The 25034-nt window shown below is 68.1% G+C and carries 24 protein-coding genes and 1 pseudogene; 19 read left to right on the top strand and 6 right to left on the bottom strand.

Going from position 1 to position 25034, the window contains the following annotated elements; genetic code table 11:
- Nucleotides 1-37: 37 nt before the first annotated feature.
- The 8 genes and pseudogenes from AC0IXR_RS17120 to AC0IXR_RS17085 form a co-directional block, all read left to right on the top strand.
- The gene (locus AC0IXR_RS17120; RefSeq protein WP_471761544.1) at nt 38-733 is read left to right on the top strand and encodes a lysozyme; all 696 of its coding nucleotides are present in this window, start codon (nt 38-40) and stop codon (nt 731-733) included.
- Between the two features lie 41 nt (nt 734-774).
- Nucleotides 775-1299, top strand: a complete 525-nt coding sequence (locus AC0IXR_RS17115; RefSeq protein ID WP_471761543.1) for a hypothetical protein — start codon at nt 775-777, stop codon at nt 1297-1299.
- A gap of 404 nt (nt 1300-1703) precedes the next feature.
- The gene (locus AC0IXR_RS17110; RefSeq protein ID WP_207410814.1) at nt 1704-2054 is read left to right on the top strand and encodes a hypothetical protein; all 351 of its coding nucleotides are present in this window, start codon (nt 1704-1706) and stop codon (nt 2052-2054) included.
- A gap of 88 nt (nt 2055-2142) precedes the next feature.
- Nucleotides 2143-2349: a hypothetical protein gene (locus tag AC0IXR_RS17105; protein ID WP_311276584.1), complete on the top strand. Its 207-nt coding sequence runs from the start codon at nt 2143-2145 to the stop codon at nt 2347-2349.
- A 143-nt stretch (nt 2350-2492) separates the two neighbouring features.
- Nucleotides 2493-2867, top strand: a complete 375-nt coding sequence (locus AC0IXR_RS17100) for a PepSY domain-containing protein (protein ID WP_056426845.1) — start codon at nt 2493-2495, stop codon at nt 2865-2867.
- Nucleotides 2868-2935: 68 nt separating this feature from the next.
- A complete protein-coding gene (locus AC0IXR_RS17095; protein ID WP_056143225.1) occupies nt 2936-3613 on the top strand; it encodes a response regulator transcription factor in 678 nt (225 codons plus the stop codon).
- A 77-nt stretch (nt 3614-3690) separates the two neighbouring features.
- Nucleotides 3691-4143, top strand: coding sequence for an antitoxin Xre/MbcA/ParS toxin-binding domain-containing protein (locus tag AC0IXR_RS17090; RefSeq protein ID WP_056426848.1), 453 nt, complete (start codon nt 3691-3693; stop codon nt 4141-4143).
- Nucleotides 4140-4613, top strand: a pseudogene (locus AC0IXR_RS17085) (RES family NAD+ phosphorylase); the annotation flags it as partial. The gene AC0IXR_RS17090 and the pseudogene AC0IXR_RS17085, both read left to right, overlap by 4 nt.
- A gap of 36 nt (nt 4614-4649) precedes the next feature.
- Here the strand turns inward: AC0IXR_RS17085 and AC0IXR_RS17080 are convergent.
- Nucleotides 4650-4871, bottom strand: a complete 222-nt coding sequence (locus AC0IXR_RS17080) for a type II toxin-antitoxin system VapB family antitoxin (RefSeq protein ID WP_082470591.1) — start codon at nt 4869-4871, stop codon at nt 4650-4652.
- A 92-nt stretch (nt 4872-4963) separates the two neighbouring features.
- Between AC0IXR_RS17080 and AC0IXR_RS17075 the strand changes: the two genes are divergently transcribed.
- From AC0IXR_RS17075 to AC0IXR_RS17030, 10 genes are all read left to right on the top strand, one after another.
- On the top strand, nt 4964-6379 hold the full coding sequence (locus tag AC0IXR_RS17075; RefSeq protein WP_056426850.1) for a sensor histidine kinase: 1416 nt from the start codon (nt 4964-4966) through the stop codon (nt 6377-6379).
- A 165-nt stretch (nt 6380-6544) separates the two neighbouring features.
- Entirely contained in the window at nt 6545-8059 is a 1515-nt protein-coding gene (gene ccmI, locus AC0IXR_RS17070) for a c-type cytochrome biogenesis protein CcmI (RefSeq protein ID WP_471761542.1), read from the top strand.
- A gap of 205 nt (nt 8060-8264) precedes the next feature.
- On the top strand, nt 8265-8786 hold the full coding sequence (gene ccmE / locus AC0IXR_RS17065) for a cytochrome c maturation protein CcmE (protein WP_056426855.1): 522 nt from the start codon (nt 8265-8267) through the stop codon (nt 8784-8786).
- Between the two features lie 31 nt (nt 8787-8817).
- Entirely contained in the window at nt 8818-10827 is a 2010-nt protein-coding gene (locus AC0IXR_RS17060) for a heme lyase CcmF/NrfE family subunit (protein ID WP_056426858.1), read from the top strand.
- On the top strand, nt 10824-11291 hold the full coding sequence (locus AC0IXR_RS17055) for a cytochrome c-type biogenesis protein (RefSeq protein WP_056426861.1): 468 nt from the start codon (nt 10824-10826) through the stop codon (nt 11289-11291). Before AC0IXR_RS17060 ends, AC0IXR_RS17055 begins: the two co-directional genes overlap by 4 nt.
- A 304-nt stretch (nt 11292-11595) precedes the next feature.
- Nucleotides 11596-11955: a hypothetical protein gene (locus AC0IXR_RS17050; protein WP_056427078.1), complete on the top strand. Its 360-nt coding sequence runs from the start codon at nt 11596-11598 to the stop codon at nt 11953-11955.
- A 171-nt stretch (nt 11956-12126) separates the two neighbouring features.
- Nucleotides 12127-13806 (top strand): methyl-accepting chemotaxis protein, encoded by a 1680-nt coding sequence (locus AC0IXR_RS17045; protein ID WP_056426864.1) that lies wholly within the window; start codon nt 12127-12129, stop codon nt 13804-13806.
- Between the two features lie 124 nt (nt 13807-13930).
- Nucleotides 13931-14635, top strand: a complete 705-nt coding sequence (locus AC0IXR_RS17040; protein WP_471761541.1) for a DUF1007 family protein — start codon at nt 13931-13933, stop codon at nt 14633-14635.
- Nucleotides 14626-15642 carry a nickel/cobalt transporter gene (locus tag AC0IXR_RS17035; RefSeq protein ID WP_471761540.1) on the top strand — a complete coding sequence of 339 codons (1017 nt, stop codon included), beginning with the start codon at nt 14626-14628 and terminating at the stop codon, nt 15640-15642. Before AC0IXR_RS17040 ends, AC0IXR_RS17035 begins: the two co-directional genes overlap by 10 nt.
- Nucleotides 15643-15739: 97 nt before the next feature.
- Entirely contained in the window at nt 15740-16453 is a 714-nt protein-coding gene (locus AC0IXR_RS17030) for a hypothetical protein (protein WP_471761539.1), read from the top strand.
- A gap of 48 nt (nt 16454-16501) precedes the next feature.
- Here AC0IXR_RS17030 and AC0IXR_RS17025 read toward each other — a convergent pair whose 3' ends face one another.
- A complete protein-coding gene (locus AC0IXR_RS17025; RefSeq protein WP_461234958.1) occupies nt 16502-17086 on the bottom strand; it encodes a histidine phosphatase family protein in 585 nt (194 codons plus the stop codon).
- Nucleotides 17087-17257: 171 nt separating this feature from the next.
- On the opposite strand from AC0IXR_RS17025, the gene AC0IXR_RS17020 reads away from it, so the two are divergent.
- Entirely contained in the window at nt 17258-18283 is a 1026-nt protein-coding gene (locus AC0IXR_RS17020) for a tyrosine recombinase XerC (RefSeq protein ID WP_419953267.1), read from the top strand.
- Here AC0IXR_RS17020 and AC0IXR_RS17015 read toward each other — a convergent pair.
- From AC0IXR_RS17015 to AC0IXR_RS17000, 4 genes are all read right to left on the bottom strand, one after another.
- The gene (locus AC0IXR_RS17015) at nt 18237-18959 is read right to left on the bottom strand and encodes a glutathione S-transferase (protein ID WP_471761538.1); all 723 of its coding nucleotides are present in this window, start codon (nt 18957-18959) and stop codon (nt 18237-18239) included. The genes AC0IXR_RS17020 and AC0IXR_RS17015 overlap by 47 nt on opposite strands.
- Nucleotides 18960-19104: 145 nt before the next feature.
- Nucleotides 19105-20505 (bottom strand): dihydrolipoyl dehydrogenase, encoded by a 1401-nt coding sequence (gene lpdA / locus AC0IXR_RS17010; RefSeq protein WP_056426886.1) that lies wholly within the window; start codon nt 20503-20505, stop codon nt 19105-19107.
- Between the two features lie 114 nt (nt 20506-20619).
- Nucleotides 20620-21945 (bottom strand): 2-oxoglutarate dehydrogenase complex dihydrolipoyllysine-residue succinyltransferase, encoded by a 1326-nt coding sequence (gene odhB / locus AC0IXR_RS17005; protein WP_056426888.1) that lies wholly within the window; start codon nt 21943-21945, stop codon nt 20620-20622.
- Nucleotides 21946-22001: 56 nt separating this feature from the next.
- Entirely contained in the window at nt 22002-24989 is a 2988-nt protein-coding gene (locus AC0IXR_RS17000) for a 2-oxoglutarate dehydrogenase E1 component (RefSeq protein WP_056426891.1), read from the bottom strand.
- Nucleotides 24990-25034 lie beyond the last annotated feature (45 nt).

The following is a 25034-nucleotide window of genomic DNA, read 5'->3' as shown; positions in this document are numbered from 1 at the left end:
ACGACGCCTCTCCCCCGTTCCAGACCCGGAGTGAACCATGGACCTCAGCGCCATCGGCAGTGCCGTGCTCGTCGCCCGCGAAGGCCGCCGCCTCGACGCCTATCGCGATTCCGTCGGCATCTGGACCATCGGAATCGGCCATACCAGCGCGGCGGAGCCGCCCGCGGTGACCCAGGGCCTGCGTCTGACCGCGGCGGAATGCGACGCCGTCTTCGCCCGCGATGTCGGCCGCTTCGTGCGCACCGTCGAGGCGGCGGTGCCAAGCGATCTACCCGACCATGCCTTCGATGCCCTGGTCTCCCTCTGCTTCAACATCGGCGAAGGCGCGTTCCGGCGCTCGACCGTCGTGCGCCGCCTGAAGGCCGGGGACCGCGCGGGGGCCGCCGAGGCGATCCTGATGTGGAACCGGCCCGCCTCCCTGATCCCGCGCCGGAGGGCCGAATACGACCAGTTCCGCACGCCCTACGCGGCATCCCTGCCGCGCGCCCGCTCCACCGATCCCGCCGTCATCCCGCGCCCGGCCGAGACGACCCCACTGCCCGCGAGCCCGGCGCGGGAGCAACCCGAAGCAGGGCCGGGACTCCTGACGGGCCCGGCCGTCGGCTCCGAGCGCCGCCCCCTCCCCCGCACGCCCTCGATTCGGACCGCGCCGCCGCAGCGGAGCGTCGCGCCCGCCAGTGCCTGGGCTCGGTTCACGGCGTCCCTCCGGGCCCTGTTCGGCCCGGGGGCCTGATCCCGAAAAGCCCGCTCCCCCGCCGCATCCCGGAGATCGTCATGAAACCCTCGTTCCTCGTCCTCGGCGGCCTTGCCGTGCTGCTCTCCTCCTGCGCCGCCTCGCCCTGCATGGCGGCGACGGCGGAAGCCGCCATCCTCCTGCCCTGGGGCGATGCCGCGATCGCCCTCGCCCAGATCGTCACCGCCTTCCTGGTGCCCCTGGCGATCACCGCGGCGACCGCCGCATTGGCACGGATCGCCGGCCCGTTGCAGGTTCTGATCACGACCACCCTGGTCGAGCGTCTCGTGCGCAATGTCGGCGATTACGCGATCAATGCCGTGGCCGGCGCCGTACGCGGACGGACCCTGTCGGTGCCGGTGGGCTCGGCCGTGATCGCACGCGCGGTTCAACGGGCCCTCGACCAGGCGCCGGCCTGGCTGGTGACGGCGGCGGGCGGGGCGGAGGGTCTCGCGGAGAAGGTCTTCCGCAGCCTGCCCCTCGATGAGGAGGCCACGACGGGCAACACCCTGCCCCCCGCCCTCGATGCCCTGCGGGCGGGACAGGGCGCGGTGTCCCCGGCCTGAGCTGCGTTCCGTGGACCGAGGGCTGCGACATCCGCACATCTCGCGGGCCGCTCGGGTGCCCTCTCCTGGAAGGCAGGGCGATCGCATATGATACCACACCGTCATTCCGGGTCGCCACAGGCGAGCCCGGACCCGGAGGGCCGCGCCAGAGGCGTGCAATCCAGAGCCGCCGACAGTGTAAAGTCCTGCATCACTTGTGTTTCTGGATCCCGGGCTCCGCTGCGCGGACCCGGGATGACGGGGTGGTGCCAGCGGGTTTCTGACAGGCAAATCGGCATATGCGGTCGCCCTGAATGCGAGGAGAGGGCACCCGGCGCGCCTTAGGTCGCGGACCTGCTTGGAAAGAGCGAACAGCCTTCGAGCAGATGGGTGAGCCCATTCGGGGCAGCGGAGGGGAGATTCCCATGGACAGGATCGCACTCGAAGCCGCCCGCCTGCTGTTCTCGGAGGAGGGCGCGGGCTGGATCGTCGCCGCCCTTCTCGGCTTCGCCTGCCTGCATCTCTACCGGGAGGTGGGTCGGGCGCAGGAAGCCCGGATCGGCGAGGCCGGCGCCACGGCGACGGCTCTGGAACGGGCCTCGCAGGCGAACTCGGCCGTGGCTTTGGCCATCGAGAGCCGCACGCGCGTGCTCGAGGACCTGTCCCGGCTGGCCGGCGAGATCTCGCGCGGTGTCGATCGCGGCGACGAGCGGGCGCGGGAGAAGTTCGACGAGATCCTGCGCCGCCTCTCGGAACCCCGCCACGAGGGCCGATGACGCCCAGGCTTTCCCCTCCGCGCGGCGCTCATCGCGCCTCGTGCTTCTTTGCCCGTTCCCCTTTACCCATGGATGGGAGATCGCCCCGATGAACCGTCTCGCCCGCTTCTTCCCGCCCTCCCCGCGCCTGCGCGCCGCCTCCGGGCGCCTCCGGGCGGCGGAGACCGGATTCGAGCTCTCGATGACCGACCTGCGCAGGGCCGCCCTTGAACACGTCGATTGTCACCGCCTCCTCGGCATCGCCTTGCGGGCGAGCCTGCAACCTCCGGTTCTCCACGGCGAAGGCCGCTCGTGACCGCCCGTTTCGGGAACCGGAGGGGGCACGATCGGCTTGCCCGCTCTCATCTCGCCGCGCCACGATCCGATCCTTCGGGATCGGGGCCCGGCCGAACCCGCATTCAGGGCGCATTCAGTGCCCGAAGACCATTGACTCATCCCATGCGCATCCTCCTCGCCCTGCTGTTCATCGGCCTGACCGTCGCGGCTTTCGCGACGGGGCCGATTCGCACGCTGGCGGAGGAGACGATGACGCCCGGTACGGCCGAGGTCTCGGCGCCGATGCACGTGGTCCCGCCGAGCGAGAGCTGTCTCAGCCCGGCGGACCTGCGCGAGGCGGTGGCGGACAAGCGGGTGATCGAGCCGGTGGCCGCGATCCGCGCCGCCAGGACGGTGATCTCCCGGGCCGAGATCCAGCGCGCCCGGCTCTGCCGGCACGGGGAGGGCCTCGCCTATCTCCTGACGGCCTTGCGCCGGGACGGACAGTTCGTCCACGTGTTGGTGGATGCCACCACCGGACGGGTTATCGGCAAATAAAGGCGGGGGCGCCTATCGTTCTCCGCGACGGGGGCTTCACCGCCGCCTCATCTTGGGAGTGAATCGCAGTGCGTCTGCTCGTCGTCGAGGATGACCGGGACATCAACCGGCAAGTGGTCAGCGCGCTCGAGGAGGCCGGCTACGTCGCCGACAAGGCCTTCGACGGCGAAGAGGGCGCCTATCTCGGCGAGAGTGAACCCTACGACGCGATCATCCTCGACATGGGCCTGCCGAAGGCGGACGGCGTCACCGTGCTGCAGAAATGGCGCCGCGCCGGCATCAAGACGCCGGTCATCATCCTCACCGCCCGCGACCGCTGGTCGGACAAGGTCGACGGGTTCGATGCCGGGGCCGACGATTACGTGACCAAGCCCTTCCACATGGAGGAGCTGATGGCCCGCGTGCGCGCGCTCCTGCGCCGCGCCACCGGCCACGCCACGAGCCAGATCTCCTGCGGGCCCGTCGTGCTCGATACCCGCTCGGGCCGCGTCTATGTGGACGGCAACCCGATCAAGCTCACGAGCCACGAATACCGCCTGCTCGCCTACCTGATGCACCATACCGGCCGCGTGGTCTCCCGCGCCGAATTGACGGAGCATCTCTACGACCAGGATTTCGACCGGGATTCCAACACGATCGAGGTCTTCGTCGGGCGTCTCCGCAAGAAGCTCGCGGTGGACCTGATCCAGACCGTGCGCGGCCTCGGCTACCTCGTCGACCCGAACCAGCCTGCGCCACGGGTGTAGGAGGGTAGAACTTCGACGGATCTTGCTCCCGTCTCATCTGAGCCCCATAATCGGCTCAGATGAGACGGGAGTGCGACATGGCGAGCTACGACATGGACAGCGGGGTGGCCGTTGCCGACGTTCTCGGATTCGAAGGGCCGAGGTCCGGCGAAAGCACCGACGCGAATGTCATTGCGCAGGTCACGGCGGGGCTGCCGGTGGCTTCCGTCGATCGGCTCGCCTCCGCCGTCGCTCCCGACGATCGGACTTTCGCCTTCAACTTCGTGGCTCGCGCTACGCTCAACCGCCGCCGCGCGGAGGCGAAGGCGAGGCTGACCCCGCATGAGAGTGCGAAGGTAGTGCGCCTGGCGAAGGTCTGGGCGATGGCCCGTGATGTCTGGAAATCGGATGACGCCGCGCGGGACTTCCTTCACCGCCCTCATCCTCTCCTCGAGAACCGGCCGCCCCTCGAAGTCGCGCTGGAATCCGAGTTCGGCGGACCACGCGTGGAGGCCGTCCTCGGCCGGCTCAAATATGGCTCCGCTGCGTGAGCGGTCAGACGCTCGCGCAGGCACAGAAGGCCTACCGAATCGGGGATCCCGACGGCGAGTACGCAATCTTCGATCCGACGGGGTCACGCCTTTTCCCCGGCCGATGGAACACACCGGCAAGCCCGATGATCTATGCGTCGGCCGACTACTCCACATCCATGCTCGAAAAGCTCGTCCACGGCAGCGGACGGCTTCCACCCAACCAGCACTACGTCGAGATCCTCCTATCGGCCGGTCTCGCCTACGAGGTGCTGTCCCAACCTGCGGTGCCGGGATGGGATCATCCCGATTGCAACGCATCGCGGACCTTCGGCGAAACTTGGCACCACTCTCGCCGGTCGCTGCTTCTGTTCGTCCCGAGCGTCGTGGCGCGCGTGAGCACCAATATCCTCATCAACCCGGACCATCCGGATTTCGGCAGGATTACGGTGGGGCTTCATCAGCCATGCTGGTGGGACAACCGCCTGTTCGAGCGGCCGGGCAACCCTGCTTCAGCACCAACGGCCTCATCGCGGCCGGTCCAATCCGCCGGGCCGCACGACGCCCTCTCCGCTATCGGCGAGTTCGGCGACGGTCCGAACCTGGATCCGTGACGTCTCTTGCGGTGACGTCTCTTGTAACTCGCGGGCAACCGCACGCCTGATCGCCTCGTCGGACGAAACGCCCCAGCGCTCCGCCAGGGTTCTCACAAGCAGTTCGGTCTCGGGATCATCGATGTCGAAGGCCATCGCCGCATCTCCATTCGGATGATGGTACAGACGGTACGACACGTCTTTCAACCAGAGCGAGACCGCCGCCCCATCATGACGACGAGACGAGTGTGACCGCCTTTCCCTCCTGGCTGCCGTTCCGGCGGCGCTCCATCGCCGTGCGTCTGGCGGGCTCCGCTCTGATCGCGAGTTCGGCGATCCTGCTGATCGCGGCCTGGATCCTCACCACGCTCTACCGCGAGAACACCGAGCGTTCCTTCGACAGCCGGCTCCTCGTCTATGCCAACAACCTCGCCACCGATCTCGTCTCCCCCAACGATCCCGAGAGCCGCTCCTTCAACCTGAGCGACCCGCGCTTCGACCTGCCCCTCTCGGGCTGGTACTGGCAGGTGGGGCGGCCGGATGCGCGCCCGCGCGACCTGCGCACCTCGCGCTCCCTCGTCGGCGTGCCGCTGAAGCCGGCCGGCACGCCGGACAACAATGCCGGGATCGGCCAGATCCGCCAGGGCTACGGCAAGGCCCAGGACGACCGGCCGCTACGCATCATCGAGCGCGACGTCGATCTCGGCGAGGAGGGACGCTACACCGTGCGCGTCGCCGGCCCCGCCGACGAGATCGAGAACGATGTCGGCCGCTTCCGCTTCTCGCTGATGGTGACGTTCGGCCTGCTCGGCCTGTTCCTGGCGCTGACGACCCTGCTGCAGATCCGCTTCGGCCTGGCGCCCTTGGCCAAGCTCCGCACGGCCCTCGGCGCGATCCGCCGGGGCGAGGCCGACCGGATCGGCGGCGAGTATCCCCGCGACATCGCCCCCCTCGCCGGCGAGGTGAACCTCCTGATCGAGACCAACCGCGAGATCCTGGAGCGGGCGCGCACGCAGGTGGGCAACCTCGCGCACGCCCTGAAGACGCCGCTATCGATCATCGTCAACGAGGTCGGCGCCAGCGACGCGTCGGACGACCTCGCCGCGAAGATCCGCGAGCAGGCGGCGGTGATGCGCGATCAGGTGAACTACCATCTCGACCGGGCGCGGGCGGCGGCTTTGGCCGGCACCCTCGGCACCTCCACCGAGGTGGAGCCGGCGCTCGCGGGCCTCGTGCGCACCTTCGGCAAGATCTACCGCGACAAGGACATCGCCTACGAGGTCCATGTCCCGCCGGGTCTGCGCTTTCGCGGCGAGCGGCAGGATTTCGAGGAGATGATCGGCAACCTCGTCGACAACGCCTCGAAATGGGCGCGCAGCCGCGTCTCGATCCGGGCGGAAACGGTGAGCGAGCACCATTATCCCCACCTTCTCGTCTCCATCGAGGATGACGGGCCGGGCCTGCAGCCGGAAGACCGCGCGGCGGTGCTGGGCCGGGGACAGAGGCTCGACGAGACCAAACCCGGCTCGGGCCTCGGCCTCTCCATCGTGGCCGATCTGGCGGCCCTCTATCGTGGCCGTTTCCGCCTGGAAGAAGCCCAGCTCGGCGGCGTCCGGGCCGTGATCGAGGTGCCCGGAGACGCACCGAATGCCAGCGCCGGATGAGCGCCGGACTATGCGAAACGCCCCGAATGGTGTTTCAGACGGGCGTGCCCCTCGGGTCGGCGACTTCCGACACGGCACAGGTTCACGTGACACCGTGTCGCCGAACCGGTCCCTGCGTTCAGGCTCGTCCGGCGCTTACATGCGATGCTGCGAGTTTGGGGTGCGATGACGGCGATCTGGTTCATTTTGGCGGTGATGACGGGGGGCACCGTGCTGGCATTGCTCTGGCCGATGTCGCTGTGGTCCAAGGCACGGCGGGCGGATGCCGCTCCCCCGCCTCCGGCCGGAGCGCTGTCCACCGAAACCGCGTTCTATGAGGACCAGCTCCGCGAGATCGAGCGCGACCTGACGCGCGGGCTGATCGCACCCGCCGAGGCCGACGCGGCCCGCACCGAGGCGGCCCGCCGCCTCCTTCGCGCCAGCCGGGAGAACCCCGAAGCCGTCTCCGATGGGATGGCCGAGCCCGCCCTGCGCCAGCGCCGCGCGGCCTCGGCCTTCGCACTGTCGACGATCCCGCTCGTGGCGCTCATCGCCTACGGGCTCTACGGCTCGCCTCACATGCCGTCCCAGACGGCCTCCGACCGGCAGGCGGTGCAGTCCGGCGGGCAGGACATGCTGAAGGCCATCGGGCAGATCGAGGCGCGGCTCGCCAGCGATCCGAGCGACGGCCGCGGCTGGTCGGTGCTCGCGCCGGTCTATGTCCGCCTCGGACGGTTCGACGATGCGGCCCATGCCTATGAGGCCGCCACCCGCCTGCTCGGCGAGTCGCCGCAGCGCCTCTCCGATTGGGGCGAGGCCCTCGTCGCCGGCGCCAACGGGACCGTGACGCCCCGGGCGAAGGAGATCTTCGAACGCGCGGCGAGCCTCGATGCCGGCGCCGCCAAGCCGCGTTTCTACCTGGCGCGCGCCGCCGAACTCGAGGGCGACATCCCCGGCGCGGTCCGCCAGCTGACCACCCTGATGGAGAGCGCCCCGGCCGATGCGCCCTGGCTGCCCCTGGTGCGCGAGACGCTCACCCGCCTGAACGGCGAGGCGCCGGCCACGGCCGCCAAGCCCAGTCCTGCCGCCAAGGCTCCCGATTCCAGCGCTGCGGCGGACCTGCAGGCGATGCCCGCCGCCAATCGCGACGCGGCGATCCGGGGCATGGTCGACGGGCTCGACCGGCGCCTGACCGAGAAGGGGGGCACCGCCGACGAGTGGGTCCGCCTCGTCCGGTCCTACGGCGTGCTGGGAGATCGCGAAAAGATGAAGGCGGCCCTCGACCGGGCGCGGAACGCGGTCGGCAGCGAAGCTGGGGCCGGGGCCAAGCTCGATGAACTCGCACGGGAGTTCGGCCTCGCTACGGCACCGGCGGCTCCGCCGGTGACCGCCGCCGATGCGGCAGAGCGCGCCGGGACGGATGCCGCCGTGGCTGCCGTGAAGGCGATGCCGGCGCCCGAGCGGGACGCCGCCATCCGCGGCATGGTCGCCGGCCTCGACCGGCGGCTCGCCTCGAAGGGCGGCACGGTGGATGATTGGCTGCGTCTCGTGCGTTCGTACAGCGTATTGGGTGAACGCCAGCAGGCGAGCCATGCCCTCGATCGCGGTCGCATGGCCCTCAGCCCGGATGCCCGCGCCATGGAAAAGCTTGACATCCTGGCCCAGGAACTCGGCCTGCGCGGAGGCAACGACAAGCCGTAATCCGGGCTGCGACGAAGGACGCCCCCTGACAATCCGCCCCGGCCACGGGTCTTGACCCGGACTGTCATGGGGCCGAAACCCGAGTTACGCCAGAAACCTAAATTATACCGGACCACTGGCCAGACGACAGGACAGCCGGATCTGCCCTTCCGCGCCGACCGAGCGCCCGTTCACGAGGCGCCGGAACAGAAACGGGACGAAACTTGTGACTCGCAAGAGCCGCCGCCTGATCCTGATCGCCGCCTGCGGTGCCGTGCTCGCGCTGGCCCTCGGCCTGATCCTGTCCGCCATGAGTGGGTCGATCGTGTTCTTCCGGTCACCCACCGAGGTGACCGCGCAGGGTGTGGCGCCGGGCACCCGCTTCCGCCTCGGCGGGCTGGTGAAGGAGGGCTCGCTCCAGCGTGGCCCCGACCAGAACATCGATTTTGCCGTGACCGACACCAACGCGACGGTCCAGGTGCAGTATCGCGGGTTGCTTCCCGACCTGTTCCGCGAGGGCCAGGGGATCGTCGCCGAAGGGCGGCTCGAGCCGGGCGGCATCTTCCGCGCCGACACCGTGCTGGCCAAGCACGACGAATCCTACATGCCCCGCGAGGTCGCCGATGCGCTCAAGGCGCAGGGCCGGTGGCAGGAGGGCGGCTCCAAGGCAGCCCCCGCCGGGAAAGCCGCCGAGGGCGTGAAGACCGCCGACGGCGAGCCGACGCTCGGACGACGCAGCGAACGATGACCGGTATGACCCTGAGGAAGGACAATCCGACGTGCTGATCGAAGTCGGACATTTCGCGCTGGCATTGGCGCTGGCGCTTTCCCTGGTCCAGGCGGTGATGCCGGTCTGGGCCGCCCGCTCGGGGGACGCGGCCCTGCGCGCCGTGGCCACTCCGGCAGCGCTCGGCACCTTCGCCTGCATCCTGTTCTCGTTCGGGGCGCTCACCTACGCCCATGCCACGTCAGACTTCTCGGTCCAGAACGTGATCGAGAATTCGCACACGGCCAAGCCCTTCCTCTACAAGCTCTCGGGCGTGTGGGGGAACCATGAGGGCTCGATGCTGCTCTGGGTCCTCATCCTGGCCCTGTTCGGCGCCCTGGTCGCGGTGTCCCGGAACTCGGTTCCGCCGGTGCTCCGTGCCAACACCCTGGCGGTCCAGGGTCTCGTCACCTTCGTCTTCGTGCTGTTCATCATCACGACCTCGAACCCGTTCATGCGGGTGAGCCCGGCGCCGATCGAGGGCAACGACCTCAATCCGCTGCTGCAGGATTTCGGCCTCGCGATCCATCCGCCCCTCCTCTACGTCGGCTATGTGGGCTTCTCGATCACCTTCGCCTTCGCCATCGCGGCGCTGATCGACGGCCGCATCGACGCGGTCTGGGCCCGCGCCGTGCGTCCCTGGACGCTGATCGCCTGGAGCTTCCTGACCCTGGGTATCGCGATGGGCTCGTACTGGGCCTATTACGAACTCGGCTGGGGCGGCTGGTGGTTCTGGGATCCGGTGGAGAACGCCTCGCTGATGCCCTGGCTCGCGGGCACGGCGCTGCTCCATTCCACCGTGGTGATGGAGAAGCGCGATGCGCTCAAGGTCTGGACGGTGCTGCTCGCCATCCTCACCTTCTCGCTGTCGCTGCTCGGCACCTTCATCGTCCGCTCGGGCGTCCTCACCTCGGTGCATTCCTTCGCCACCGACCCGACGCGCGGCGTCTTCATCCTCGCCATCCTGATCCTGTTCATCGGCGGCTCGCTCAGCCTCTTCGCCTGGCGGGCGCCGATGCTGCGGCAGGGCGGCCTGTTCGCGCCGATCTCACGCGAGGGCGCCCTGGTGATGAACAACCTGTTCCTCGCCGCCGCCTGCGCCACCGTCTTCGTCGGCACGCTCTACCCGTTGCTGCTCGAATCCCTGACCTCCGAGAAGATCTCGGTGGGGCCGCCCTTCTTCAACTACACCTTCATCCCCCTGGCGATTCCGCTCCTCCTCATCGTCCCCTTCGGCCAGACCCTGGCCTGGAAGCGCGGCGACGTGCACGCAGCCTCGCAGCGCCTGTTCGCCGCCATGGGTGTCGCCCTCGCCATCGGCCTCGCGGTCCTCGCCTGGACCTGGGGCGGCCCGATGATGGCGCCCATCGGCATCGGCCTCGGTGCCTACCTGGTCGTCGGTTCGGCCATGGAGATCGTGTCGCGGGCTCGCGGCTACGGCAACAGCCGGGCACGGACGGTCAGCGCCGTCATGCGACGGGCCATCGGCCTGCCGCGCTCGGCCTGGGGGACCGCGCTGGCCCATGCGGGCGTCGGAATCGTGGTTCTGGGCATCGCGGCGCAGGGTTGGGCCACGGAGGCCCTGAGCACGGTGAAGCCGGGCGAGTCCCTCACCTCCGGCCCCTACGTGGCCACCCTCGACCGGGTCGGCCCGCGCACGGGCGAGAATTACGAGGAGACGACGGCTTTCCTGACCATCCGCAACACGGCCGGTGACTTCATCGGCACCGTGGAGACGGGCAAGCGCTTCTATCCCAGCCGCAAGATGAACGTGACGGAATCCGGGTTGCTCACCGTCGGGGTCAGTCAGGTCTATGCCAGCCTCGGCGAGATGGTCCCCGGCGGGGCCATCGGCCTGCGGCTCTACTACAAGCCCCTGGTGCTGCTGATCTGGCTCGGTTCCGTGGTCATGGCGCTGGGCGGGGCGGTGTCCCTCACCGACCGCAGGATGCGGGTGGGAGCGCCCGCACGGGCCAAGGAGAAGGCCAAGACCATGCCCGGCACCATGGCCCCCGCCGAATGAGCGCGGCTCGTCTTCCCCGCCTGTTCGTCGCCCTGGCGCTTCTCGCCGGCTCGACGGGCACGACCCTGGCCGTCCAGCCGGACGAAGTCCTGCCGGACGCGAAGCTCGAAGCGCGGGCGCGCGATATCTCGTCGGGCCTGCGCTGCCTCGTCTGCCAGAACCAGTCCATCGACGATTCCGATGCTCCCCTGGCGCGCGACCTGCGGTTGATCGTGCGCGAGCGGCTCAAGGCGGGCGACGATGACAGGCAGGTGCAGGATTACGTCGTCGGCCGCTATGGCGAGTATGTCCTGCTGCGCCCGGTCCTTGCCCTGCACACGTTGCTGCTTTGGCTGACGCCCCTGATGGCCCTCGGCCTCGGGGTTTTCGGCCTCTGGCGTCTGTCCCGTCGGCGTGCGGAACACGAGACCAAGCTGAGCCCTGCGGAAGAAGCCGAGATCGCCGCCCTTACCCGACGCGACTGACGGAACGCTTGTGCTGCATTGCAGCATAGGATGCTTCTACCTCAAGCGCGGAGGGGATCGCCTTCCGCCTGACGAATATTTCCCGGCTGAGGAGTAGCAGTTTCAATCGCTCACACTTCAGACCTATGTAATTTTGACATGCATCGAGATATTTTTTGCCGAGTCATGCAATTAAAGCATTGACGCATTGCAACATTCATCTCTTCGCAGCGCAGCATAAAATCGGCATATGTCGGTCTCCCGGTGCAACCGGCTCTCCGAACGGGCACTCCCGGCGGACAGTAACCGCACAGGTTCCCTCATCATGCGCATCTCGTCCAAAGCCCTCCTCGCCGCCGCGCTCGCCCTCGCCTCCGCTACCGCCTCCCAGGCGGCCGAGCTTTCGCCCGCGAGCGCCCAGAGCGTCGACCTCGGCACCTATCGTGGTTCGGCCTATTACACCGTCGAGAATGGCCGCTACCGCGTGGTCGCCACCCTCGCCAGCGTCAATTCCGGCCATGATCTGCCCCAGGTCATCCGCCTCGTGACGACCCTGAATCCCGAACAGACCGTCCACCTTTCGGTGCCGGGCACGCTTGGCTCCGACGGACGCGAGACCACCATCGCCTTCTCGCGTACCGGCGACAGGGTCGATGTCGCCTCGGCCGATTCGACAGCCTACTGAACGGCCCTTTCCTCGGTCATCCGTATCCATCGATGCCTGGGGACGCTCCCTCACGGACGGACCCGGGCGTTTAATCCAATACTTTCAATTTGTTAGCCGCCTCGATTTAAACTCCCGGCAAGGTTCGGGCGTCATCAGCTTCACGATAGCTTTAGATGACGGAACACATCGATGCGCCTTTCCCTCGGCAACAAACTCGCGGCGGTGATGGGGCTTCTGGCACTCGGTGCCTGCGCCCTGTCCCTGTTCAACGACCGCGTGGTGCTGCATCAGCAGGCGCGGGCGGCCGAAATGGATTCGGTCTGGGAACAGGCCCTGTCGGCGCAAAGCCTCGCCCTCGCCATCGAACGGACGGTGGTGGCGGCGGGCGCGGTCTATACAGCGGACGATACCGATGACGCCAGGGCCAAGTTCGGTGGCCTGAAAACCGCCCTCGCCGAAGTCGGCGAGCAGAAGGACGTGTTCCTGAGCCGGATCGTCGGGCAGGTTCCCGATGCGGATCGCCTCAAGCTCGATCTGATGCTGAAGGAGTTCCTCGCCTATCAGACCGATACGGCGGAACTCGGCCTCACCATCTCACCGAAGGCCGCGCTCATCCAGGGCACCGACGAGGCCACCGTGGCGAGCCGCGCCAGGATGGTGTCCGCGATCACGCGCATCGGCAAGGACACGCTCACGCGTCTCGGCAGCGAACGCGCGGAGACCGTGGCGGAGATCGAGCAGACCCGCATCATCAGCCTCGTGGCCTCCGGGGCGGTGATCCTCTTCACCTTCGGTTTCGCACTCTGGCTCGTCCTCAAGGAGATCCGCCAGCCGCTGGCCCGCCTCGGATCGGCGATCGATGCCCTTGCGGCCATGGATCTCACCCGGGCCATCCCGTTGCTGGAACGACGCGACGAGATCGGAACCATGGCCCGCTCCATTGCGGTGCTGCGGACCGTCATCGTCGACAAGGTCGAAGGCGATGCGCGTGCGCTCGCTCATTCCGCTCTCGAAGCCGAGCGCGCCGCGCGCCTGGAGGCAGCCGCCCAGGCCTTCGAGGAGGAAGCTCAGCGGGTGGCGCAGGATCTGTCGAGCGCCGCCACTGCCATGGCGGGCGCGGCGGAGGCGGTGTCGGACGCCGTGCGGCTCACGCGAGATCAGACCACCATCGTTTCGGAAGGTGCGGCCGGCGCGGGGCAACAGGTGCGCAGGGCCGCGGCAGCCAGTGCGGATGTCGCGGGTGGTGGCGAGGCGATCGACCGGCAATCGCGGATCCGCGACGGTTTGGGCGCCCTGGCACACCGCGAGGTCACCGCGACGCGACGCGCCGCCGCCCTCCTCACCGAAGCGGGGCGCGAGATCGGCACCGTGGTCGAGACCATCGCCACCGTCGCCGCGCAGACGAATCTCCTGGCCCTCAATGCCACGATCGAGGCCGCGCGCGCGGGTGAGGCCGGACGGGGCTTCGCGGTGGTCGCCGGCGAGGTGAAGGCGCTCGCCGCCCAGACGGCCGGTGCCACCGAGGCGATCAAAGGACAGATCGAGGCGATGCGTGGCGCGGCTCAGGATACGCTCCGGGCGGTGGAAGCGATCGGTGGAACGATGGATCAGATGGCGGGCGCAGATGCGGCCGTTGCCCTCGCTCTCGAGGCTCAGCGGATCGCCGGTGCGCGCGTCGCCGACAGTGTGGCCGATGCCGAAGCCAGCGCCGACGCCGTGTCCGGCGGCATCGCCACGGTCGAGGAAGCCGCCGCGTCCAGCGCACAGGCCGCCGAATCGGTGAGGAGTGTCGCCGGCCGCGTGGCAGCAGCGAGCCTCGCCCTCGACGAAAGCATTGCGGGGTTTCTCGCCAGCGTCCGGGCCGCCTGACGTACGGTCGCGCCTCGCTTTCGCCCCACTGAAATCGGAGGAGATCGAGGCGGCGGCCGGACTCCCGGCCCCCCGTCGCAGCACCCGTTCAGACTTTCTTTACCCTGACTCGCGAGCGTCCAGCATGGCTTCGCCGACCGCTCTCCTCTCCGCTCGCTCCTTTGTCGCGTCCTCTTTGGCGGCGCTTGCCCTCAGCCTCGGGGCCGCCGCTCCGGCATCGGCCCATCCGCATGTCTGGGTGACCTCGAAGGCCGAGATCGATTACGGCGAGGGCGGCAAGGTGACGGGCATTCGTCACGCCTGGACCTTCGATGCGAGCTACTCGGCCTCGGCGATCCAGGGGCTCGATGCGAACGGCGACGGCACGGTCTCCCCCGACGAACTCGCGGGCCTCGCCACGGACAACACCGCCAATCTCGCGGAATTCGCCTATTTCACGAAGCTCAAGATCGGCGGCAAGGAGCAGACCTTCGCCGATCCGATCGAGCCGCGCATGAGAATGGACGGCGACAGGCTGACCTTGAGCTTCCTTCTGCCGCTGAAATCGCCGGTGGCGCAGGCGCGCGGAGTCGCGGCGTTGGAAGTCTTCGACCCGACCTATTTCGTTGCGTTCAGCCTCTCGGAGGATGCGGACACCGCGCGCCTCGTCGGCTCGCCGGCCGGTTGCGCCGCCACGATCACGCGGCCCAAATCCGAGCAGGCGAAGACCACGGATGCCAAGACTGCCGATGCCAAGCCGGGTCTGTCGGAGGCGTTCTTCGAAGCGCTGACCAACGCATCGAGTTACGGCGTCCAGTTCGCGAACCGGATCATCGTCGCATGTCCGTAGGCGTGGCCGCCGCATGGGCCGATCATCCGCGCGGCCGGATCGCCTTACGGATCACCCTGGCTCTCGCAGCGATCGCCTGTGTCGCCTTCGTCCTCACGGCGCTGTCGTGGCTCCTCGGCTCCAGCGTGGCGCCACCGCCGCCGCGCTCCCCATTCGGCGTCGGATTTCGCGAGGCGGCGCCCTCGGCCACCGGGATCGGCGGCTGGCTGCTCGCCATGCAATCGAGCTTCTCGCGCAGCCTGCAAGCCACCGTCGCCGCCATCAAGCAGGGTGGAAGCTGGGGGCCCATGATCCTCATCGGCTTCAGCTATGGCGTGTTCCACGCCGCCGGACCGGGCCATGGCAAGGCGGTGATCGCCGGCTACATCATGGCCGGGGAACGGGCGCTGGCACGCGGCTTCTCGCTCAGTGCCGCCGCTGCTTTGCTGCAAGCTCTCGTCGCCATCGCCATCGTCGCCATCGGCAACCTCCTCCTCAACGCCACTGCCGCCGGGATGACGCGGGCCGGCACGGTGATCGAGACGGTGAGCTTCGCCCTCGTGGCCCTCCTCGGCCTCACGGTGACGTGGCGGAAGGCCGGACGACTGGCGGGGCTCGTTCACGGCGGTAACGCGGCCGCCTGCGCGCCCGGCTGCGGCCATGTCCACCTCAGCGACGCCACCGCCATCGGCCGCCTCGATTCCTGGCGCGAGCGGGCGGGCGTGGTACTGGCGGCCGGCTCACGCCCCTGCGCCGGCGCGATCCTCATCCTGGTCTTCTCCGCGTCGCAGGGCATTTTGGCGGCGGGTATCGCGGCGACGTTCGCCATGGCCCTGGGCACGGCCCTGACCACCGGGGTGCTGGCGAGCCTGGCGGTCTTCGCCAAGGCCCTGGCCCTGCGTCTCGCGGGAGGGCGCGGGTCCACGGGGGCAATCGCCGTAGGCGGGCTCGAACTGCTGGCCGGCGCTTTCGTCTTCGTGGTCGGCATCGCCATGCTAGCCGGGCTCGCCGTGGGCGTGGGCGGATAAGATTTTCCTCGTCACGGATTGCCGTCCTGTGGCAGGTTTCGGGTGACCCGCCGGTTCGCGGCTGGGTTTTCCCGTGAAACCGACGGAGCCGGCCCGCATGGCATCAGGTTTCGAGCACATCCTTCACTGGCGGTTGCTGTCCGGCTCGCACCCCTTCCCCGGCCCAGATGGCGGGACCTGCATCAACGAGGCGGCGGTCGTCGCGGCCGGCCTGCCCTACCGGTCGATCCGCTCCTCTTCGGATTGTCCGCCGTGCTTCTCGAAACCCCTCGCCGCCTACGCGCTCGGCCTCAACGACGCGATGCCGGACGACCAGCGCTCTCGCTTGATGGCCTTCGTCCTGCGCCTCTCCGGCTCCGCTGATACGGCGGAGATAGAGGAGCAACGCACCCGCTTCCTCGCCCTGGAAAGCATTCGTCGGATCCTGCCGCCTCTCCTCGACCGGGCAGGTTTTGCTGATCTTGCCGCTCGCTGCGACGAAACCCAGGATCTCGATGCGGGTCTTTTGGCTGCGCAGGCCGCTGCGTGGCGCGGTGGGACTGTGGCCCAGGCCGCGTCGCAGCAGCGGGACTGGCGACGGGGAGCCCTCGCCTCCGCCATCGCTCGCAGCGCGGTGGCAGCCGTGAGGTCGGCCACCGATGCCCGGTCAGCGGCGGAGATCGCCGAAGGTGCATCACCCTTCACCGAGGGCGTCTGGGACAGCGCAGCGACCATCCTCGACGAGGCCCTGACCATCGGACGGCAGGCACCGGACATCGATCTCGTTCAGGCGCAGGAACGATTGGATGCGGCGCGGGCGAGCGCGTCCTGAGCCTCGGCCAATAGGTTCGACGAGGCGGGTGATCTCCGCCGCGTCGGCTCAGACGGCCACGGGCCCCGATGCGAGGTCGAGTTCGGTGGTGGCACAGTTGTCGAGCCAGATGCCAGTGAGGTGAAAGAAGAACGTGCCGTGGCCGACGACGGCGATGGTCCGCTCGCGCCGCTCGGTCAGCCAGTCGCGGAACGTCGCCACGCGACGATCGAAGAGGTGGCGCGGCTCCACATGCACGCCCTCCGCGATCGGCTCACCCTCGGCATGCCACCAGATTTCGGGCAGGTGATCGATGTCGAGATGCGGGAATTCCGCCTTCAGCACGGAGGCGGCGCGCCCGACATCGCAGCTGCTCTCCTGGCATTCGCGATGGAGCACTTCCACCAGGATCTCGGGCTTGGCCGGATGATCGCCGAAAATGCCGGCGGTGGTCTGGATGGCGCGGGTGAGCGGAGACGTCACCACCAGATCGAACGGAATGTCCCGTAGCCGATCCCGGGCCGCCGCGACCTGGGCGAGGCCCCGCTCCGTCAGCCGGGCATCGATATGGCCGGGATCGCGCCCGGTGAGGCGATGGGCTGCGTTGAAGGTGGATTCGCCGTGGCGGATGCAGACGATGCGTGTCTCGGGCATGCGGGCTCGGATCGGGAGGGACGACAGGGGTAGGATGCGATGATCAAGCGCTGAGCCGCTGCGCCGTTCCGTGAAACAGCCGACCACCGCCACGATCTCCTCGGCCCGTCGGCAACGCTCCGTCAACCTCGGTGACGTTGAGTGGGCTTTTCGCTCCCGGATCACCGCGCGATGCTCCACGTTCCGCCTTCACCTGCCACTGCCAGCGCCATCGCCTTTCCCGGTGACGAGGCAGTCCGGTCCGTCGCCATGGCGTGGCAGGACAGTCTGCTGCGCGAGCGCCGGATGGCCGCGAACACGGTGGAAGCCTATGCGCGCGACCTGCGGCAGTTCCTCGACCACCTGCAGAGCCGGCATGGCACGGTCGGAATCGCCGGGCTCGTCGCATTGAAGCCCCGCGACATCCGTGGATTCATGGCAGCGCGCCGGGCCGAGACGGTGAGCGGTCGATCACTGATGCGCGCGCTCGCGGGCCTTCGCTCCTTCGCGCGGCACCTCGAACGGGACGGTCACGGCAGCGTGTCGGCCCTCGGGGCGATCCGCTCCCCCAAGGTCGAGCGGCGCTTGCCTCGCCCGATTCCCATCGCCGCCGCCCGCGCCTTGACCGATATCGACATCCGCGCCGGGGAATCCCGCGAGCCCTGGGTTCTGGCGCGTGACGCCGCCGTTCTCGCTCTTCTCTACGGTTCCGGCCTACGCATTTCCGAAGCCCTCGGCCTCACCCGGCGCGATGCGCCCGTACCGGGAGTGGAGTCGGTGACGGTGATGGGCAAAGGCGGCAAGGAGCGGATGGTGCCGATCCTTCCCGTGGTGGCCGAGGCGGTGGCGGCCTATCTCGCCGCGTGCCCCCATGCGCTCGATCCGGAAGGGCCTCTCTTCGTGGGCGTGAAAGGCGGCAAGCTGTCCCCGCGGATCATCCAATATGCGGTGGCCTCCCTGCGCGGTGCCCTCGGCCTGCCGGACAGCGCCACGCCCCATGCCTTGCGGCACTCCTTCGCCACGCACCTCCTCGGCCGCCAGGGGGAGTTGCGCGCGATCCAGGAATTGCTCGGCCACGCCTCGCTCTCGACGACGCAGCTCTACACCAAGGTCGACGCCGCCCGCCTGATGGATGCGTTCGAGCAGGCCCATCCGCGTGCGGGTGCGCGCGCTACAGGTCGAGTTCGGGATAGCGTCGGAAGATCCCCTGCTGGTTGAAGGGGATGCGGCGCGGGCTCGCCAGATAGGCGGCGATCCCGGGCCGTTGCCGCACCGCGTCGTGAAGGGCGGCGACGTGGCGGTTTTCGGCGAGGGTCCGCTCCGTCGCGTGGGGGAACGCGTAGAGCAACCCGTCCACGAGTTGGAACAGGGTCAGATCGGCGTAGGTCGTGGACCCGCCGACGAGATGGTGGCCATCGTTACGGCCGAGCACATGGTCGAACCAGGCGAGATATTCCGGAATCCGGTTCGCCTGAAAATCCTTCGCGCGTCGAAGCGCTTCGGGCTTCTGGTCCTCGTAGGTGAGGCTCACCGCGATGGGATGGTGCGTGTCGTGAGCCTCGGCCACCACATCCGCGACGGTCAGCTGGATCTGATGGGTCCAGAGGCGGTCGGCTTCGTCCGACGGCGCGAGGCCGAGCCGGGGACCGAGATAGAGCAGGATCGCCGCCGTCTGTCCGACCACGACGTCGCCATCTCGGAGGAAGGGCGGCGCATAGGACGGCCGCGCCACCGAGGGATCGCCGAGAAAAGCGGTCATGGCGCCGAGGCCCTGACCCTCCGCCTCTCGCCCACGGGCGATATCGACATACTCCGCCCCGGCATCCTCCAGGGCGAGGCGAATGAACTCGCCGCGCCCCTGGATCGTCGGCCAGTAATAGAGTTCGTAGGGCATCCGGCGCTCCGCTGCGGAAGGTGTGAGACACCTGTTCCAACACGGGCACCCCGTCCGGGGTGCCGAGCGAAGCGACGTTCCCGGACGGCGGCCTACGTCGAACCCGCCCTCCGGCTCATTGCCAAGACGGGGGCGGTAGCCCGTCTCAGATGTGGATCGCCCGCTTGCCGACGGCGAGGGCGGCTTCCTTGACCGCCTCTGTCAGCGTCGGGTGAGCGTGGCAGGTCCGGGCCACGTCCTCGGCACTGGCACCGAATTCCATGGCGACGGCCACTTCCGCGATCAGGTTGCCCGCATCCGCACCGACGATATGAACGCCAAGCACCCGGTCGGTCTTGGCATCGGCCAGGATCTTCACGAACCCGTCCGTGGTGTGGTTGACCTTGGCGCGACCGTTCGCCGTGAAGGGGAACTTGCCTGCATTGTAGGCGATACCGTCCTTCTTCAGCTCTTCCTCGGTCTTCCCCACCGAGGCGACCTCCGGATAGGTGTAGACCACGTTCGGGATCACCCCGTAATTCACGTGGCCCGATTGCCCGGCGAGGAGTTCCGCCACGGCTACACCCTCGTCCTCGGCCTTGTGAGCGAGCATCGGCCCCGCGATCACGTCGCCGATGGCGTAGATGCCGGTGACGTTGGTGGCATAGTGGCTGTCGGTCTGGATGCGGCCCTTGTTGTCGAGCTGCACGCCCACGGTTTCGAGACCCAGCTTCTCGGTGTAGGGCACGCGGCCGATGGCCACGAGCACGACGTCGGCCTCGAGCTTCTCGGCTTCGCCGCCGGCGGCCGGCTCCACCGAGACGGTGGCGGCGCCGTCCTTCACCTCGACGCCGGTGACCTTCGAGGACAGCTTGAAGACGATGCCCTGCTTGCCGAGGATGCGCTGGAACTGCTTGCCGACCTCACCGTCCATGCCGGGTAGGACGCGGTCGAGATATTCCACCACGGTGACCTCCGAGCCGAGGCGACGCCAGACGGAGCCGAGTTCGAGGCCGATCACGCCGGCGCCGATGATGAGGAGCTTCTTCGGCACGGACTGAAGCTCGAGGGCGCCGGTGGAGGAGACGACGATCGTCTCGTCGATCGTCACGCCGGGCAGCTTCGTCACGTCGGAGCCGGTGGCAATGACGATGTTCTTCGTCTCCAGCATCTGGTTGCCGCCATCCTCGGACAGCACCTCGACGCGGCCGGCACCGGCGACCCGGCCGAGGCCGTGATAGGCGTCGATCCCGTTCTTCTTCAGCAGGAACTCGACGCCCTTGGTGTTGCCGTCGACGCCGTCCTGCTTGAACGACATCATCTTCTTGAGGTCGAGTTCGGGCGCGCTGACGATGACGCCCATGTCGGCGAAGTGCTTCGAAGCCTCCTCGAATGCCTCGGAGGCGTGAAGCAGGGCCTTCGACGGAATGCAGCCGACATTGAGGCAGGTGCCGCCATGGGTCGCCCGCTTCTCCACCACGGCGGTCTTGAGTCCGAGCTGGGCGGCGCGAATGGCGCAGACATAGCCGCCGGGGCCGGTACCGATGACGACGAGATCGTAAGACATAGGCTGGTGACTCGCTTGAAGGTTCGGCAGGTCAGGCCCCACCATCGAAGTTCACGCACGCGGAAGCGTCCGGCCGCCCTGCGGCGGCCGGCGGACGGCAGCTGCCGGGTTGTTTCAGAGGTCCAGCACGAGGCGTGCCGGATCCTCCAGCGCCTCCTTGACGCGCACGAGGAAGGTCACGGCCTCCTTCCCGTCGACGATGCGGTGATCGTAGGAGAGCGCGAGATACATCATCGGCCGCGCCTCGATCTTGCCGGCGCGGACCACGGGACGCTCCTCGATGCGGTGCATGCCGAGGATGCCCGATTGCGGCGCGTTGAGGATCGGGGTCGACATCAGCGAGCCATAGATGCCGCCATTGGTGATGGTGAAGGTGCCGCCCTGCATCTCCTCGATGGACAGCTTGCCGTCCCGCGCCTTCTTGCCGAAACCGGAGATCGTCTTCTCGATGCCGGCGATGGAGAGGTCGTCGGCATTGCGCACCACCGGCACGACGAGGCCCTTATCGGTGCCGACGGCGATGCCGATATGGTAGTAGTTCTTGTAGACGAGGTCGGTCCCGTCGATCTCGGCATTGACCGCCGGCACGTCCTTGAGCGCTCCGATCACCGCCTTGGTGAAGAAGCCCATGAAGCCGAGCTTGGTGCCGTGCTTCTTCTCGAACATGTCCTTGTACTGGGCGCGCATGGCCATCACGGCCGACATGTCGACGTCGTTGAACGTCGTCAGCATCGCCGCCGTGTCTTGGGCGTCCTTGAGCCGGCGCGCGATGGTCTGGCGCAGCTTCGTCATCTTTACGCGCTCTTCGCGCGCGGCATCGTCGGGCTTCGAGGCAGGGCGCGGCGGCGAGGGAGCCTTGGCCTGGCGGGCCGGCTCCTGAGCCGGGGCAGGGGCGGAGGGCGCTTTGGAAGTCGCCTCGATCATGTCACCCTTGGTGACGCGACCGTCCTTGCCGGTGCCGTTCACCGTCGAGGGGTCGATGCCGGATTCCCGCGCCATCTTGGCGACGGCGGGGCCGTTATCGCCGGCCTGACGATCGGATTTCGGCGCCGCGGCCTCGCCGTGGTTGCCGTAGGCCGCCGAGGATTCCTCGGCGGGCGCCTTGTCCGCGCCCTCGGATTTCGGCGTCGCCTCTTCGGTGCGGGTGTCGGCCTTCGTCTCGGTCTTCTTGGCGGCGGGAGCCTTGGCGCCTCCGCCGGCGCCGGCCTCGACGATGGAGCCGAGCAGGGCGCCGGGCTCCACGGTCTCGCCGTCCTTCACCAGGATCTCACCGAGTTCACCGGCGGCGGGCGCGTTGACTTCGAGGGTGACCTTGTCGGTCTCGAGCTCAACAAGGGGCTCGTCCGCCGCCACCGCGTCGCCCGGCTTCTTGAACCAGCGGCCGATGGTGGCCTCGCTCACGGATTCGCCCAGCGTAGGAACGAGGATGTCGGTTGCCATGGTGCTCTGTCCGCCCGAATGGTTTGGTCGCGTCGGAGAAGGGAATACCGGGGTCGTCAGACCGCCAGCGCCTCGTTGAGGAAAGCCTGGAGCTGGGCCTGATGCTTGGAAAGAAGGCCGACCGCCGTGGAGGCCGAGGCGGGGCGGCCGACATAGCGCGCCCGCTTCACCTGCGACTGAGCCTGGCCGAGGACCCATTCGAGATACGGATCGACGAAGGACCAAGCGCCCATGTTCTTGGGCTCCTCCTGGCACCAGACGACCTCCGCATTACGGAAGCGCGCCATCTCGTTGGCCAGCGCCTTGAGCGGGAACGGATAGAGCTGCTCCACGCGCATCAGGTAGACGTCATTGACGCCACGCTTCTCGCGCTCGTCGTAGAGGTCGTAATAAACCTTGCCCGAGCAGAGCACGACGCGACGGATCTTGTCGTCCTTCACGAGCTTGATCGTGTCGTCTTCGTGCTCCGCATCGTCCCAGAGCACGCGGTGGAAGGTCGATCCCTCCGCCAGCATGTCGAGGTTCGACACCGCCCGCTTGTGCCGCAGGAGCGATTTCGGGGTCATCAGCACCAGCGGCTTGCGGAACTCGCGGTTGAGCTGCCGGCGCAGGATGTGGAAGTAGTTCGAGGGAGTCGTGCAGTTGGCGACCTGCATGTTGTCCTCGGCGCACATCTGCAGGAAGCGTTCGAGGCGGGCCGAGGAATGCTCCGGCCCCTGTCCCTCGTAGCCATGCGGCAGCAGCAGAGTCAGGCCGGACATGCGCAGCCACTTGCGCTCGCCGGACGAGATGAACTGATCGATGACGACCTGCGCGCCGTTGGCGAAATCGCCGAACTGCGCCTCCCACAGGACCAGGGAATTGGGGTCGGCCAGGGAGTAGCCGTATTCGAAGCCGAGCACGGCCTCCTCGGAGAGCATCGAGTTGATGACCTCGAGATTCGCCTGCCCCTCGCGGATGGAGTTGAGCGAGGTGTAGCGCTGCTCGTTCTCCTGATCGATCACCACGGCATGGCGCTGCGAGAAGGTCCCGCGCTCCACGTCCTGGCCCGACAGCCGGACCCGATGGCCCTCGATGAGGAGCGAACCGAAGGCCAGGGCCTCGGCCGTCGCCCAGTCGATCCCCTTGCCCGTCTCGACGGCCTTGGCGCGGTTGTCGAAGAAGCGCTGGATCGTGCGGTGGAGGTGAAAGCCGGGCGGCGGCGTGGTGATGCGCTGGGCGATCTCACGCAGGATATCGGCCGGCACGCCGGTCTTGCCGCGGCGCGGATCGTCCACATCCTCGCGCACGGCCTTGAAGCCGGACCAGCGCCCGTCGAGCCAATCGGCCTTGTTGGCCTTGTAGTTGCCGGCGACCTCCAGCTCCCCGTCGAGCATGGCGCGGAACTCGGCCTTGCGCGCGTCGAACTGCTCCTGCGTCAGCACACCCTCGGCGATGAGCTTCTTGGCGTAGGTCTCCAGCGCCGTCGGGTGCTTGCGGATGCGCTGGTACATCTTCGGCTGGGTGAAAGCCGGCTCGTCGCCCTCGTTATGGCCGAAGCGGCGGTAGCACAGCATGTCGATGACGACGGGCTTGCCGAACTTCTGGCGGTACTCGATGGCGATCTTGGCCGCGAAGGTGACGGCCTCCGGGTCGTCGCCGTTGCAGTGGAAGATCGGCGCTTCCACCATCTTGGCGACGTCGGACGGATAGGGCGACGAGCGCGAGAAGCGCGGATCGGTGGTGAAGCCGATCTGGTTGTTGATGATGAAGTGGATCGACCCGCCGGTTCGGTGCCCCTTGAGGCCCGACAGGCCGAGGCACTCGGCCACCACGCCCTGGCCGGCGAAGGCCGCATCGCCGTGGATGAGCAGCGGCACGACGCTGGTGCGCTGGACATTCGGCTTGGCCCGCTGGTCCTGCTTGGCGCGCACCTTACCCAGCACCACCGGATCGACGATCTCGAGATGGGACGGGTTGGCGGTCAGCGACAGGTGGACGTTGTTGTCGTCGAAGGTACGGTCCGACGAGGCACCGAGATGGTACTTCACGTCGCCCGAGCCCTCGACTTCGGCGGGAGAGGCCGAGCCGCCCTTGAACTCGTTGAAGATCGCCCGGAACGGCTTCGACATGACGTTCGAGAGCACGTTGAGCCGGCCGCGATGGGCCATGCCGAGCACGATCTCCTTCGCGCCCAACGCGCCGCCGCGCTTGATGATCTGCTCCAGCGCCGGGATCATCGATTCCGACCCGTCGAGGCCGAAGCGCTTGGTGCCGGTGTATTTGAGGTCGAGGAACTTCTCGAAACCCTCCGCTTCCACCAGCTTGTTCAGGATCGCGCGCCGGCCCTCGGGCGTGAAGGAGATCTCCTTGCCCTTGCCTTCGATACGCTCCTGAATCCACGCCTTCTCCTCCGGGTTGGAGATGTGCATGAACTCGACGCCCAGCGTCTGGCAGTAGGTGCGCTCCAGAATCTCGACGATCTCGCGGATGGTCGAATATTGGAGGCCGAGCACGTTATCGAGGAAGATCGGACGGTCCCAATCCTTCTCCTCGAAACCGTAATGCTGGGGGTGCAGCTCCTCGTGGTCGCCGCGCGGGGCGAGGCCGAGGGGATCGAGCTTGGCGTGGAGATGGCCGCGCATGCGGTAGGCGCGGATCAACATGATCGCGCGGACGGAATCCTTGGTCGCCTGCTCGACCGAGACGCCGCTGGCGGCGACGACGGCCGCGCCGTTGGCAGCCTTGGCGCCATCGATCTTCGCGGTGTCAGACTTCGCGCGGATCTTCTCGCCCACCGCCTTCTCGACGGTGGCCCAGTTGCCGTCCAGGGCCGAGACCATCTCGCCGTTGGCATGGACCGGCCAGTTCGGCTTCTGCCATGAGGCGCCGGCGGCGTTCTTCTCGGCAAGGCCGCTCTCGTCACCGAGGGATTTGAAGAAATCCTGCCACTGCGGATCGACCGAATGCGGATCGCGGGCATAGGCCGCCTGCAATTCCTCGAGATAGGCGGCGTTGCCGCCGGTGAGGAACGAGGTTTCGAGAAGCGCGTCCTGGCGAGCCATCGTCGATCATCCTACCGCTTGGCGGAGTGGCCACCCCTGCGGCGG

Source organism: Methylobacterium sp. AC832, assembly GCF_979256025.1.
This window is presented reverse-complemented; position numbering and strand designations above follow the sequence as displayed.